This is a genomic window from Pseudomonas sp. KH_040 (genome assembly GCF_057839305.1).
Genome location: NZ_CM174487.1, coordinates 5,437,528 through 5,452,589, shown reverse-complemented (window position 1 = coordinate 5,452,589; position 15,062 = coordinate 5,437,528). Strand labels below are relative to the sequence as shown.

At 58.6% G+C, this 15,062-nt stretch carries 8 protein-coding genes; 5 read left to right on the top strand and 3 right to left on the bottom strand.

The features are described 5' to 3' along the window. Positions 1–44: 44 nt before the first annotated feature. From AC3IUF_RS24145 to treR, 3 genes are all read right to left on the bottom strand, one after another. On the bottom strand, positions 45–3,182 hold the full coding sequence (locus AC3IUF_RS24145; RefSeq protein WP_489279520.1) for a membrane-targeted effector domain-containing toxin: 3,138 nt from the start codon (positions 3,180–3,182) through the stop codon (positions 45–47). Positions 3,183–3,435: 253 nt separating this feature from the next. Next, a complete protein-coding gene (locus AC3IUF_RS24140) occupies positions 3,436–6,522 on the bottom strand; it encodes a membrane-targeted effector domain-containing toxin (RefSeq protein ID WP_489279519.1) in 3,087 nt (1,028 codons plus the stop codon). Positions 6,523–6,623: 101 nt separating this feature from the next. After that, positions 6,624–7,328: a trehalose operon repressor gene (gene treR / locus AC3IUF_RS24135; RefSeq protein ID WP_007916824.1), complete on the bottom strand. Its 705-nt coding sequence runs from the start codon at positions 7,326–7,328 to the stop codon at positions 6,624–6,626. Positions 7,329–7,563: 235 nt separating this feature from the next. Between treR and treP the strand changes: the two genes are divergently transcribed. The 5 genes from treP (at position 7,564) to AC3IUF_RS24110 (ending at position 14,988) form a co-directional block, all read left to right on the top strand. Further along, the gene (gene treP, locus AC3IUF_RS24130; protein ID WP_007916823.1) at positions 7,564–9,006 is read left to right on the top strand and encodes a PTS system trehalose-specific EIIBC component; all 1,443 of its coding nucleotides are present in this window, start codon (positions 7,564–7,566) and stop codon (positions 9,004–9,006) included. 117 nt (positions 9,007–9,123) lie between these two features. After that, a complete protein-coding gene (gene treC / locus AC3IUF_RS24125) occupies positions 9,124–10,773 on the top strand; it encodes an alpha,alpha-phosphotrehalase (RefSeq protein WP_489279517.1) in 1,650 nt (549 codons plus the stop codon). A 106-nt stretch (positions 10,774–10,879) separates the two neighbouring features. After that, the gene (locus AC3IUF_RS24120) at positions 10,880–12,103 is read left to right on the top strand and encodes a maltoporin (RefSeq protein WP_489279515.1); all 1,224 of its coding nucleotides are present in this window, start codon (positions 10,880–10,882) and stop codon (positions 12,101–12,103) included. A gap of 63 nt (positions 12,104–12,166) precedes the next feature. Continuing rightward, a complete protein-coding gene (gene ptsP / locus AC3IUF_RS24115; protein WP_489279513.1) occupies positions 12,167–14,695 on the top strand; it encodes a phosphoenolpyruvate--protein phosphotransferase in 2,529 nt (842 codons plus the stop codon). 2 nt (positions 14,696–14,697) lie between these two features. Then, positions 14,698–14,988: a PTS sugar transporter subunit IIB gene (locus AC3IUF_RS24110; RefSeq protein WP_007916817.1), complete on the top strand. Its 291-nt coding sequence runs from the start codon at positions 14,698–14,700 to the stop codon at positions 14,986–14,988. Positions 14,989–15,062: the final 74 nt, after the last annotated feature.

Sequence of the window (15,062 nt, the reverse complement as noted above, 5' to 3'; positions counted from 1 at the left end):
TGGCCTGAAGCCAAGGGTTTTTTCGTTTCATACCCTGAAAACAGTCAGCTGGGCAAGCGACTTTGCAGGGTCAAGCCGATCTCTATCAAGCGCTGGGATAACGCGCCGAGGTCACGGAACATGATGCCGCTGATCCGCGGCATCGTCTGTGCCCAGATGTAAACCTGACCGTCCCTTCTGCGATTCACCATTGTTCGAACAATATTGCTGGCACTGTCGCGACGCACGAGTGTGTATGCATTTTGCGTTTTCTCGAACATGAACATGCCGTTGCGATTCAGCAGTGTGTTCACTGTTGCCTCAGTCCATTGCGGCACAGGTGCTGCGATCTGCAAGCGCAGATCAGCGTATAAGACGTCGGAGGAGTTGCGCGTCGTTGCCCCGTTATCAAACGGACCTCGAGCGACTTCCAGTCCCGGGTCGACTCTGATGTCCACCACTTCGGTGGACGCCACTTCTTCGATCCGTAAACCGATGCCGCCTCTGAGTTCGCTGATGCCTGGCAGATTTCTGAAGGTATTGGTGTTCGTTGCGTCGACCAGGGCAACCCATTTCCCTGGTTTGTTGAGGAGATCGTCACCCCACATGATTTGATTGGCGAGCCGGGCGTGGATCATCTGCTCTTCGATCGAAGTCAGCGGTACCTTCAACTTGTAACTGTGCGCGACTTCAAGCCCATGGGGCCGGATGCCATTGGCCTGAGCAGCCTTGATCAGTTCAAGGATGTTGAATCGTTCATCAGGGTCGGTACCCAGGCTGGACAAGTAGCCTCGAAGATCCTCTGACATCTCTCCCGAGCGGTAAAAGTCATTGAGATCTTCCTGGGCAAAATCACTCAGCAAGCCACGTACGTATAGTGTGCGGATATGCCGTGAAAACGTCGGCATGTTTTCGATCATGAAACGCATACTGGCGATGCGATCAAGTGTTTCGCCGACGACCAGCCCATCGGTATTGGCAAAGATGCGATCAATCAACTCAGCGGCCTGCATCTCGGCGTCGATTTGCGGGATGACTGGTCGTGCGGGCAGGTTGGTCCAGTTCAGTTCTGAGTAATACTCTTTGGCCTCGTTTAGCATGGACGTGCGTCTGTCGCGGAAATAGGCTGCATACGTATCGGTAGTTGATGATTTACCCTGGTTTGCACTGGCAAGCTCGACGGAAGTCTCGGGCAAGTTCATTGCCCATCTTTTCATTTTCGCCAAGTCCATTCCGATGATGTCGTTGAGAGGAGTAACCAGGCGCAACGGCCGCGCAACCGGTGAAACCGGTTCGACGAGGGGAAGCTCCGCGGACGGCGTGGCCGGATCCGGGGCCGAGGACGAGGTCAGGTCAGTGTCCAGGAAACACGCCTTGCCCACGCATTGGCCTCCTCCCCTGAGACGCAGCGCGGGTATGCGTTCCCACTTGCCGCTACTACCGAAGCGTACGGGTAACGAGTACGCGAATTGATTGGGGCGTTCGGGATTGACAATGGCCCAGTTGCCACTGTCTTCAGAGTCGGCAAAGTAGCGCACGTAGTACGTGGCACCCTCCATTTCGATGGCATGGCCCGGCTCCTTGTCCAGGCGGTAAATACCCTCATATTTGCCTGGCGCTGCTTCTACAGAACGCTGTGCCAGTAACTCGTTGCATCGATATTTGGCAGGAGTCTTTGGAAAAGACGAACCCTGGCGCGCAGCAGCCGTGGCCAACTGCTGGCTGGATGCGAGGGTCGTCTCGATGGGGATTTCGTTTGCCAGCTCAACGGCCGCCTCTGGATCAACCGCCGTGACTGGCGGTAGATCCCGAGGCGGCAAGAATGGTGGTTCAGGCGAAGTGAGCTCGATCAACCCGCGCATTTCTTCAGCTTCAGCAAACTCCACCTGTGGGCCCACTTCAAGTTGTGGGCCAGTGCTGATCAGAAACGGAATGTTGAACACAATGTCGATCGCGTTGAGCACTGCGCCAGTAACACCGGCCTTGCGTTCGGTTGGCGTAGTGCCGTTGATGGCCTGATCGATGTTCAATCCCATGTTCGCGATGCTCGCGCCAATCAAAGGCAACGCCACAGGCCAGCCCACTGCTGCCATCGGACCGAATACTTTCAGACCGGCACTCAAATAACCGATCCAGAGTTTTTTGCGCAGGGCACTGTTGGAAGTGAGCGCCAGATGCGCCTCGGCAACCATGCTCGTGCGTGTCGACTCGCTCAACCAAGTGAATGCGTCACCGCTGATCGCGACGTTGCTGCGATTGATCATTCGGTGATCGCTGTGGCCCCAGGTGCTCACCAGACGGTTCATCAGGTCGGTGAGGTTTTCGGTCATGTGATTGCGCTCAGCCAGCGGGAAATGCTTGAGAAAGGCCGTGCGCTTGTCCTCTGAATTCATCTGCTCAAGCATCCACCAGTGCAGATCCGTTTCATTGTCCATCAAGAGGAATGACTGGGCTTCGCCTGGCAAGTAAAGGGTCTGCCTGCCACTGTCTTCCACCAGACGCAGCGCATTGGAGGCTACCTGGCCATCGAGATCCAGTGCCCGCACTTCAGCACCGACCGGGTGTAGCGCTTGCAGCATTTGCAAGGTGACGGGCCAGGTGACGGGCCCGATAACCGAGGCGACGACGCGTTGGAAATCAGTTCCGTCAAGGTCACCTTGTTGCAGCGCCTGCACCGCCAGGCTGAGAAAGTTGCACTTTGCCAAGGCGCGGAAGTTATCCGACGAGGTTTGCCAGAATGTCGTCAGTTGACCTGTGTAGCGCGCGCTGAAGTCGACGTCCCAGAACGCTTTCAGAACATCGCTGCCAAGCAACCGTACTTCATTGCTCTGATTGAAGTTTTCCGCCTCCGGGCCATCCGAATAGAAGCCGCAGTAAAGGCCAAGCAGGTCTGCGTTGTCTTGATCAGTCGCACGAAAGCGATGGATCACCAACTGCGTGAGGGTGAGCGTTTCGTAAGGCTTTTCGAGCAAATGTTCCCAACCCGTGAAGGTCAGCGCGCTGCTCTGCGCCGTTTTGAAACGGTGGAAGTAAACCCGGTCGGGATCGAGGCCGGACAGGCCTTTGTCCGCCAGGAGTTCGTTGGCGACTTGCCGGGCTGCGTCGAGCAGACTCGGGCAAGTCTGCACGATCGTCGTGGCAATCGCTTTGAGGGCAGTTTTGTCCGCTGCGTTTGGCAGGAGACGTCGTTCGGGGGAGGTCATGCGTTCTTCATCCTTGAGAAACAAAAACCGAGCATGACCGATTGGTGCAAGGGCAGTGCACTACCCGGCTATCGCATATTGCCCACTATTGATAATGGAGTCGGAGTGATGGAGGAGGACTGTCTGCAGGGCGTCCTCCAGGCGTTAGCTGGCTTCACGAACGCATGGAAGGTTGATGAAAAATGCCAGTCAGTTCTGCTGACTGGCATTTTTTGTTGTCGGGCCTTCCATGCTCAGTTTTAACCGGAGAGCCTCAATCAGGAATCCGGCTACGCAATATCAGCCCGGTATCGGACAACCGTTGCGACATGTCTTTAAGGTCGGCGAACTCAATGTCATTCACCCGCTGCCACGCAGGTCGGTGGAGAGAGACCTTGCCGTCACTCAATCGAGATATCGGAGTGCGCTGGAGCATGCCCTGTTTGCTGCGGTGGATCAGGGTGTAGCTGTCGCCCGCTTTTTCGAACAGATACATGCCGCGCCGGTACAAAAGATTCTCCAGCGTCTCCTCGCTCCAGACCAGCTCGGGTGCCAGAACTTTCAAGCGCAAGTCGGCGCGAAGCAGATCCGGATTTCCTTGCCTGACAGTGCCACCGGGCGAGCTGCCGCGTGGCACTTCAATACCCGGATCGACATCCACACCCAGCTCTTCACCAATGCCGACTTCATCGATTCGCAGACCGATTGCTCCTTTCAATTCACTGATGCCCAGCAGTCCTCTGAAGGTATTGGTGTTGTGAGCATCCGTCACTACGATCCATTTTCCCGGGCTGTTGAGGTAGACGTCGCCGGTCATGATGTCGTTTGTCAGATAGGTGCTCATCATCTGCTCGTCGACGGAGGGCAGCGGGGTTTTCATTTTGTAGCTGGCGGCGCAGTCGATCGCCTGGACCCGAACGCCGTTCGCTCGCGCGACCTGGACCAGTTCCAGTGGGTTGAATCGACTGGCGGGATCGGTGCCCAGGCTGCTCAGGTAAGTGCGCAAATCAACGGTCATGTTGCCGCTGGTGAAGTAGCGGTTCAGCTCAACCTGAGCGAAGTCACTGAGCAGCCCGCGCATGTAGAGGGTTTTCGCGTGGCGGGCCAGTGCCGGCATGCTTTCAATCAGAAAACGCAGGCTGGCGATGCGATCAAGGGTTTCTCCCACCACTAGCCCTGAAGCACTTTCAAAAATGCCATCGACAAGATCGGCCAGCGGCATCAGACGGCTGATTTCGGGGATTGCCGGACGCGCAGGCTGGATGATCCACGGCAGATTCTTGAAAAAGCCTCGGGCCGAACTTTGCAGCAGCTTGCGTTTGCCGGCGGCATACAATTCGAACGGGTCATCCATGCCAAAACCGCCTTCTCCGTCGGGCTGCAACTGGGCATGGGTTTCGTTGAGGTTCAACGCCCAGCTTTTAATGGAACGGCGCACCGGCGGATCGATGTCGTAGGCGCTGGTTACAGGACGCGGGGGGCGCGATGTCGAGGGTTGCAGTTCTTCCGCCGGTGGAGCGGCCGCCTCGGGTGATACAGGTTCGAAGGTGTCGAGTTCGAGATCCGGGGTGCATTGTTTGCCCATGCACTGGCCGCCACCTTTGAGGCCCAGGGCTGGCATCCGCTCCCACTGCCCTTCGCCATTGAGGCGGATCGGCAAGGCGTGAACAAGCTGGTTGGGACGCTCCGGGTCAACGATTGCCCAGTCGCCACCGCCGCGAGAGTTGGCGAAGTAGCGGACATAGTACGGAGTGTCATTCATCAGAACGGCATAGGGCGGATCAGAGTCGAGACGGTACACGCCGTGGAATTTCCCGTATCCCTCGCCGAGTGCCGCGCCATCGAGCAGCTCGTTGCATTGATAGCGTTCGGGCACCGGGGGCGGTGGGGCGTTCTGCGCCGGAATCAGCGTCGTTTCATCGATATTTGGCACGGTGATGTCGAGATCGTCCGGCACCATGATCTGCAATGGGGGGGCGGCTTCGGCGGAGGGATTCAAGGCTTCGCTGTACTCGGCCATTTCTGCGGCCTCTGCCGCTTCTACCTCGGCGCCCACCTCCAGCATCGGCCCGGTGCCGATCAGCAATGGAAGATTGAATAACAGATTGATGCCACTCAATACCGCACCCAATACGCCCGCCTTGCGTTCGGCGTTGCTCTTGCCGTTCTGCGCCTGATCGATATTCAGGCCCATGCTGGCGATGGTCGCGCCTATGACCGGCAACGCCAGCGGCCAACCGACAGTGGCCATCGGTCCAAACACCTTGAGGCCTGCACTCAAGTAGCCGATCCACAGTTTTTTGCGCAGATCACCATTGGACGTCAGCGACAGGTGAGCTTCAGCAAACATCGCCTGACGTGTGGTGTCGCGCAGCCAGCTGAATGCATCATCGCTCAGCACCTGGTTTGTGCGGTTGATCAGGTGATGGTCGGCCCGGCCCCAGGTGGCCACCAGGCGATTCATCAGATCGGTAATGTTCTCGCTCATGTGCTGACGATCGGCGAGGGCAAAATGATTCAGGAAGGTCGCGCGGCGTTTTGCGTCGTTCAGCTGATCCAGAACCCACCAATGCAGGTCCGCCGGCGTTTCCTTGACCACGAAGGCTTCGGCTTCACTGGGCAGATAGATAATCTGCCGGCCGGCGGGGTCGACGATGCGCAGCAGCTGCGTGGCGACGTGCCCGTCAATGTCGAAGGCGCATACCTCCCCCGTTGCGGTGTGGCTCGTGTGCAGCATGCTCAGGGTGACCGGCCAGCTTACAGGCCCCACCACCGAGTCCATCAGCCATTGAAAGTCACTGCCGGTGAGCTGCCCAAGATCCAGGGCCTGCACCGCACGGCTAAGGAAATTGCACTTGGCCAATGTGCGGAAGTCGTCAGCGTGGCTGTTCCAGAAGTCCGTCAGAGTGGCGGTGTAGTGACCACTGAAATCGAGGCTCCAGAACGCGTTCAAGACCTCGTTGCCGTGCAGGCGCACCTGATTTTTCTCGTCGAAATTCTCGCCCTGCGGACCTTCGGTGTAGAAGCCGCCGTACAGATCGAGAAGATCAGCGTTGTCCTGGTCGGTGGTGCGAAAACGATGAATCACCAACTGTGTCAGGGTCATCGATTCGTAGGGTTTTTCGCGGATGTGCTCCCAGCCGGTAAACGAGCGGGTGCTGCTTTGGGCGGTCTTGAAACGGTGGAAATAAACCTGATCCGGATCAAGGCTCGACAAGCCTTTGGCTTCCAGCAGATCACGGGCCGCTTGATGGGCGGCGTCCTGCAGACCGGGGCAGTTCTGCACGACGGTATAGGCGATTCGCTTCAGCGCCGCTTTGTCTGCCGCGTTTGGCAGAGGACGTGGTTGGGTGGCGTACATGCTTTCTCCATCCTTGAGAAATGAGAGCCGAGCATGGCCGATTCGCTCAAGGGGAGTGCACTACATATGTACCGCACACGATCGTTGGAAATGTGTCGGGGTCAGCGCCGAGCCACGTCGGAAAAGTAGAACTTGTCGAGGGTGTGCCGCGATTCGGTGTACTCGAACTGCCGACCGTCCTGAAGAAAGGTCTGGTTGCTGACCACGATCACATGGCTCTGGCCGTCGAGGTCCAGGTGCAGTTGATCGTCCTTGCTGCGCGGCACGGCTTCGATGGTGCGTTGGGCGTAGGCAATCTGTAACTGCAATGTCTGTTCGATATGCGCATAGATCGACTGTTCGGCAATGTCGAGGGACAGGCCGGGAATCACTTCGCTGACAAAGTGGTTGATGTCGAGGATGACCCGTTTGCCGTCAATGCGCCGCACACGCTTGATACGGGTGATGAGGCTGCCGGGTTCGGCGTGGATGTGCTCGAGCAGGGCGCCTTCGAGCGGGATCTGGCTCAGCTCGACCACTTCGGTGCTGACGTCGTTGCCCAAGCGCGGGTAGGTCTCTTGAAAGCTGACGATGCCGCCGAGTTGAAACTCGATCGGGTTGGTCGAAAGCACGAAGGTGCCTTTGCCGTGGATTTTCTGCGCAAAGCCACGCTCTTGAAGTAATTCGATGGCCTTGCGCACCGTGCCACGGCTGGCCTGATAGCTGTCCATCAGTTCGGTTTCGGAAGGCAGGCGGGCGCCGCGCTCCAGGCGTTCAGTCGTGATGTTGGCCAGCAGATCGCTATAGATCTGGTTGTATTTGCTCATGGGTAGGCTCGGTGCCGACTGTGCTCAAAGCTTCGAACCTTAAGGCCAGGGTAGGGCTTTGTCCATGTGGACGATGGAAATCACCTTAGGGCTGAGTAGGAAAATTCGTCTTCGGTCTGGCAGGAACATACATAAACAAACTCGTCTGTACGAGTTGTTGCATTAACTCGTACAGACGAGTATTTTTCGCTTCGGCGTGCTGCCAATAACAACAATCCATAGCGGAAGAACTAGCATGAGCCACGACTACCCGAATATCGCCAGGCAATTGCTGCAAAGCCTCGGCGGCAGCGACAACCTCGAACAGGCCGCCCATTGCGTCACGCGGTTGCGACTGGCCCTGAAGGACCCGAGCCTGGTCGACACTGCCACGCTCAATCAGATCGATCTGGTCAAGGGCTCGTTCTTCACCGGTGGTTTGTATCAGGTGGTGATCGGTCCGGGCGAAGTGGAAAAGGTCTATGCCGAACTGCGTCGCCAGACCGGTCTCGCGGCGTCGACCATCGCTGACGTCAAACAGAAAAGCGCCGAAAAGATCAACGCCATGCAGCGTCTGGTGCGGGTGTTTTCCGATGTATTCATGCCGATCCTGCCAGCACTGATCATTGCCGGCCTGCTGATGGGCATCAACAATCTGCTCGGTGCCAAAGGCATGTTCATTGACGGGCAGACCCTGCTCGATGCCTACCCGAAACTCGACGGGTTGTGGAGCCTGATCAATCTGATGGCCAACACCTCGTTCGTGTTTTTGCCGGCGCTGGTGGGCTGGTCGGCGGCCAAACGTTTTGGCGGCAGCGAGATCCTCGGCATCGTGCTCGGCCTGATGCTGGTGCATCCGGATCTGCTCAACGCCTGGAACTATGGCAAGGCCGTGGCCGGGCTCGACGGGCAGCAGTTGCCGTACTTCGACATTCTCGGGCTGTTTCAGGTGGAAAAAGTCGGTTATCAGGGGCAGATCCTGCCGATTCTGCTGGCCGCCTACGTGATGAGCGTCATCGAAAAATGGCTGCGGGCGCGCGTGCCCAACGCCATTCAATTGCTCGTGGTGCCGATCACCACCATCGTCGTTACGGGCGTGCTGGCGCTGGCAGTGATCGGCCCGGTGACCCGCCACATCGGCATCTTCATCACCGAAGGGCTGGTCATGCTGTTTGATCTGGCCCCGATGGTCGGAGGCGCGATTTTCGGTCTGCTGTATGCGCCGCTGGTGATCACCGGCATGCACCACATGTTTCTCGCGGTCGATCTGCAATTGATCTCGACCCAGGGCGGCACCTTCATCTGGCCGATGATCGTCATGTCCAATCTCGCCCAAGGCAGCGCCGCCCTAGCGGTGTTCTGGATGACCCGTAATGCGCGGGACAAGAGCATGGCGTCGACCTCGGCGATTTCCGCCTACTTCGGGATCACCGAGCCGGCGATGTTCGGCGTAAACCTGCGCTACAAGTTTCCGTTCTACGCCGCGCTCACCGGCTCGGCGCTGGGCTGTGTGTTCCTGTCGCTGAACAAGGTTCAGGCCTCGGCCATCGGCGTCGGTGGTCTGCCGGGTTTCATCTCGATCATTCCGCAGTACATCCCGATGTTTGTGCTCGGGATGCTGATTGCCATGCTCGTGCCGTTTGTTCTGACCTGTGCATTGAGCATGAAGATTGTCCGCCCCGGTTATCGGGTTGCCTGAATCGATCTGTAGGAGCTGCCGAAGGCTGCGATCTTTTGATCTTGCCTCTCAAAATCAAAAGATCGCAGCCTTCGGCAGCTCCTACAGAGCTCGTAAAATTCAAGAGGGAAATGTGCCATGCAAGACTGGCAACGTTCGGTGATCTACCAGATCTATCCGAAGAGCTTTCATAGCCACGCCGGCAACCCGACAGGTGATCTGCTCGGTATCGTCGCCAAGCTCGATTACCTGCAGTGGCTGGGTGTCGACTGTTTGTGGATCACGCCATTTCTGCGTTCGCCGCAACGCGACAACGGCTATGACATCAGCGATTACTACGCCATCGATCCGAGCTACGGCAGCATGGCCGACTGCGAATTGCTGATCGCCGAAGCGGGCAAGCGCGGAATCAAGCTGATGCTCGACATCGTGGTCAATCACACCTCGATCGAACACGTATGGTTCCAGCAGGCGCGCAGCAGCCTCGACAACCCTTACCGTGATTTCTACATCTGGCGCGATCAGCCGAACAATTGGGAATCCAAATTCGGCGGTTCGGCCTGGGAGTACGAAGCCCAGACCGGTCAGTATTACTTGCACCTGTTCGACCACACCCAGGCCGACCTCAATTGGGACAACCCCAAGGTGCGCGCTGAAGTGTTCCGGATGATGCAGTTCTGGCGGGACAAGGGCGTGGGTGGTTTTCGTCTGGACGTGATCAATCTGATCTCCAAGCCGGAGGACTTTCCCGAAGACCGCAGCGATGGCCGGCGCTTTTATACCGACGGGCCGAATGTCCACGCGTACTTGCAGCAGATGCACCGCGAAGTCTTCGAGGGGCACGACCTGATCAATGTCGGCGAGATGTCATCGACCAGCCTCGAACACTGCATTCGTTATTCGAATCCGCAGTCTAAAGAGCTGTCGATGACCTTCAACTTTCATCACCTGAAAGTCGATTATCCGAACCTGCAGAAGTGGGTGCGCGCCGATTTCGATTTCCTCCAGCTCAAGGGGATTCTGTCCGACTGGCAGACCGGCATGCAGGCCGGTGGCGGCTGGAACGCGCTGTTCTGGTGTAACCACGATCAACCGCGAGTGGTCTCGCGTTTCGGCAATGACGGCGAGTATCGCGAACGCTCGGCGAAGATGCTCGGCACCGCGCTGCATTTTCTCCAGGGCACGCCGTTCGTGTATCAGGGCGAAGAGTTGGGCATGACCAATCCGGGGTTCGAATCGATCGAGCATTATCGCGACGTCGAGACGCTGAACATTTTTCGCCTCAAGCGCGAAGCCGGCAGCAGTGATGCCGACAACATGGCGGCAATCAAGCAGAAATCCCGTGATAACGGCCGTACGCCGATGCACTGGGACGCCGGGCCGAACGCCGGTTTCAGCAGTGTCGAGCCATGGATCGGAGTGCCGGCCAATGCCGCGCAGATCAACGTCGCCAGGCAGCTCGATGACCCCGATTCGGTACTCCATCACTACCGCAATCTGATCGCACTGCGTCGCCGCGAATCGTTGATGACCGAGGGGGTGTACCGACAATTACTGCCCGAACATCCACAAGTCTGGGCCTATGTACGTGAAGGCAGCGCCGAGCGTTTGTTGGTGGTGAACAACTTCTACGGGACAACCTGTGAAGTGGAATTGCCGGCGACGATCATCAGCGAGTCAATGAGCCAGCGCCCGTTGATCAGCAACTATCCGGACGGGCCGTTGCGCAAACGCCAGGTGACGTTACGGCCTTACGAGTCCTTCGTTCTGCACCTGATCGATCCCTGATCCTTAACTAAAAAAACAGCTTTCAAAAAAACACGCAGAGCATTGCGCGGGGGATTTCTGCGCGCCGAATTCATGCAACCAGACAATAAAAACAATGGGGTGGCTTATGAAAACAACAATAAATCGCAGCCTTGCAGTCGCAGGTTTTTGCCTGGCCTTACCGCCGACTTCACAAGCGCTGGAGTTTGGCGGCTATTTGCGCAGCGGCGTCGGCACGTCGGTCAACAGCAGCGGTCAGTCGTGCTTCCAGTTACCGGGGGCGCAGACCAAATATCGTCTGGGTAACGAATGCGAGCAATACGGTGAGTTGGAGTTGCGTCAGGATCTGTACACCCTCGACGACGGTTCGGTCCTGAGTGTCGATGGCATGGCTTCGCTGTATAACCGTTACGACCGCAGTCCCACATTCAAAGATGACAACGGCTCGATACGCTTGCCGCAGGCCTACGCACAGTGGTCGGCGATGCCCGCGCTCAATGGCGGTTCTCTGTGGGCCGGGCGCCGTTACTACAAGCGCAATGACATCCATATTTCCGACTTCTACTACTGGAACCAGAGCGCCACCGGGGGCGGGATCGAGGACGTATTGATCGGCGACCTGAAGTACAGCTACGCCTTTTCGCGCAAGGACAACCTGTACCAAAAGGACTACATCAATCGGCACGACTTCAACGTCGCCGGGTTCAAGACCAACCCTGGCGGTGAGCTGGAGTTCGGCTTGAGTTATATCGACAAACCCGACAGCCGCGATGCCCACCGGGGCTGGGCGATCACCACGCAACATGTGCAGACGGATTTCCTCGGCGGCAAGAACAAACTCGCGCTGCAATACGGTGAGGGGCCGGGCACCGGGCTGGGTTATACCGGCAACGTCAAACTGGACGACAGCAACAAAAGCTACCGGATCGTCGAATTTTTCGACTGGCAAGTGACGCCGCGTTTCGGTGGCCAGATTGCGGCGGTGTACCAGAAAGACATTCGTCCGGACGGTGTCGACCAGAACTGGATCTCTCTGGGTGTGCGTCCCGCCTACGCGCTCAGCGAACACTTCAAACTGGTCACCGAACTGGGCCACGATCAAGTTGAAGCCCCGGGTGGCACGCGCAAACTGAGCAAGTTCACGTTTGCCCCGACCTGGTCGCCCAAAGGCCCGGAGTTCTGGGCGCGACCCGAGGTGCGTCTGTATTACACGTACGCCACCTGGAACGAGGCGGCGAAACGTGCGGCCAACCAACTGGCCAAAGGCTCGGCACTCTCCGATACCGGCGCCTTCGGCAGTGCTCGTCACGGTGCGAATGTCGGATTTCAGGTCGAATACTGGTGGAAATAAGCGATGCTGATGGAGCGTCGCGCTCCATGGGCACTTCAAAGCATAAAAACTGCAGGTGACGTCATGGCCACACCCCAACCATTGCAACTGCTGGCTCCCTTGTCCGGTGTCCTGATGGCGCTTGAGCAAGTGCCCGATCCAGTGTTTTCCGGGCGCGTGATCGGCGACGGTCTGTGCATCGATCCGACCTCATCGACCTTGTGCGCGCCTTTGGCCGGGGTCATCAGCAACGTGCAGGTCAGCGGGCATGCGGTGAGCATCACCGATGAGCATGGCGTACAGGTGTTGATGCATATCGGCCTGGATACGGTGAACCTCGGCGGGCAAGGCTTCACCCGTCTGGTCGAAGAGGGGCAACGGGTTGCCGCCGGGCAGGCGCTGATCGAGTTCGACGCCGACTACATTGCCCGACATGCGCGCAGCCTGATGACGTTGATGTTGGTGGTCAGCGGTGAGCCGTTTACCTGGCTGGTCGCGTCGAGCGGGCGGGTCGAAACAGGTCAGCCGTTGCTTGAGCTTGTCAGCGCACAGGCGATCAGTGAAGAGACAGTCGCGGCAGACAGTCCAGCGCGGTTTTCACAGCCGTTGAAACTGCCCAATCCCAACGGTCTGCATGCGCGCCCGGCAGCGGTGTTCGCGCAAGCGGCAAAGGCTTTCGCGGCAAAGATTTACCTGCATAAACAGCAGGCTCAGGCCAACGCCAAGTCTCTGGTGGCGATCATGGCGTTGCAGACCGCGTTCGGCGACAGCGTGCAGCTCAGTGCGGTGGGCGAAGACGCTGACGCGGCAATCGATGCGCTGACCCGGTTGTTGGCCGAAGGCTGCGGTGAAACGGTGACGGCGGCGGCGCCTGTCGAGGTGGTGGAAACCGAGGTTCTGACTCTTCTGCGTGGCGTCTGTGCGTCACCCGGTTCGGCGTTGGGCCAAGTGGTGCAGATCAGCGAACCGGTGTTCGACGTCAGCGAGTTCGGCGGCGGAGCAGACCTGGAGCGTGTGGCTCTCGCCAATGCCCTGATCGAAGCGGATCTGGCCTTGCAGCATTTGCGCGACACCGCGACGGGTGAGGCTGAAGCCGAGATCTTCAAGGCGCATCAGGAACTGCTCGAAGACCCGGGCCTGCTCGATCAGGCCCAGGCATTGATCAGTGAGGGCAAAAGTGCGGCGTTCGCCTGGCGCGCGGCCACTGAAGAAACTGCGGCGATGTTTCGCCAACTGGGCAGTGCGTTGCTGGCCGAACGGGCGGCGGACCTGACCGATGTCGGACGTCGCGTCCTCAAGTTGCTACTGGGTATTGGCGAGCAGGCGCTGGAGTTGCCGCAAGGATGCATTCTGATCGCCGATCAACTGACGCCGTCGCAGACCGCCGGCATCGATACCAGCAAGGTGCTGGGCTTCGCTACGGTCGGGGGCGGCGCGACCAGTCACGTGGCGATTCTCGCCCGTGCCTGTGGTCTGCCATCGATCTGCGGGGTGCCGGTGCAGATGCTCGCGCTGAGTAACGGCACTCCAATATTGCTCGATGCCGACAAGGGTGAATTACATATACATCCCGACCCTGGGGTCGTCGGGCAGTGGCAGGCTCGATACGCACAACAGCGTCAACGCCATGAGCATGAACTGGCCAGCGCAACGCTTGCGGCACGGACCTGTGACGGCCATCACGTCGAGGTGTCGGCCAACGTCGCCTCGTTATTGGAAACCGAGCAGGCCATGGCCCTCGGCGGTGCGGGCGTCGGCCTGCTGCGTTCGGAGTTTCTCTATCTGGGCCGCAACCACGCGCCGAGCCACGACGAACAGGTCGCCACTTACAGCGCTATCGCTCGCTGTGTCGGGCCTGCGCACAATCTGGTGGTGCGCACCCTCGATGTCGGCGGCGACAAACCGCTGGCCTATGTGCCGATGGACAGCGAAACCAACCCTTTCCTTGGCGTGCGCGGCATTCGTTTGTGTCTGCAGCGTCCGCAGCTACTGCGGGAGCAGTTCCGGGCCATGCTCGGCTGCTGCGATCTGACGCGTTTGCACATCATGTTGCCGATGGTCACGCAACTGTCGGAGCTGCGTCTGGCGCGGCAGATGCTCGACGAGGAAATCCTCGCGCTAGGCCTGACGCAACGGCCGAAACTGGGGATCATGATCGAAGTGCCGGCGGCGGCGTTGATGGCGGATCTGTTTGCACCGCTGGTGGATTTCTTCTCGATTGGCACCAATGACCTGACGCAGTACACCCTGGCGATGGATCGCGATCACCCGCGTCTGGCCAGTCAGGCGGACAGTTTTCATCCCTCGATATTGCGCCTGATCGCCACGACCGTGAAGGCCGCACACGCCCATGGCAAATGGGTCGGCGTGTGCGGGGCGATGGCTTCGGAACGTCTGGCGGTGCCGCTGTTGCTGGGGTTGGGTGTGGATGAACTGTCGGTGAGTGTGCCGATGATTGCACCGGTCAAGGCAACGGTGCGCGAGCTGGAACTGGCGGATTGTCAGCTCATCGCGCAGCAGGTGCTCGGTCTGGAAAGTGCCGGGCAGGTGCGTGAGGCGTTGCAGCTGTTTCATGAGGCAACCGTCGATACTTTACGGGTTCTGGAGAACTGAACATGTTCGATCAATTGCAGAAGGCATTCTGGAAAGCCCTGACCCCGGATCTGGTGGTGGATACCCCCGCAGCGGCGGCCGAGCCGAGCGACGGATTGAGCAGCGACATTGTCGCGGCGCTGGGGGGTGTGGATAACCTCCAGTCCCAGCAACCGCTGGCGTTGACGCGGGTACGGGTGGTGTTGCGTGATGTGTCGCACATGGACCCGAACGCGTTGAGCGCCGCCGGTGTCGCGGGCGTGATGCCTTTGGCGGACGGCGTGGTGCACCTGATTACCGGGCTGCGATCTTAAGCCGGCAGGTGATGTGCGGCCTCAGGTCGCCCTTACTGTTTCTCAACCGCAGGTGTATCGTATTCGCCTTTTGC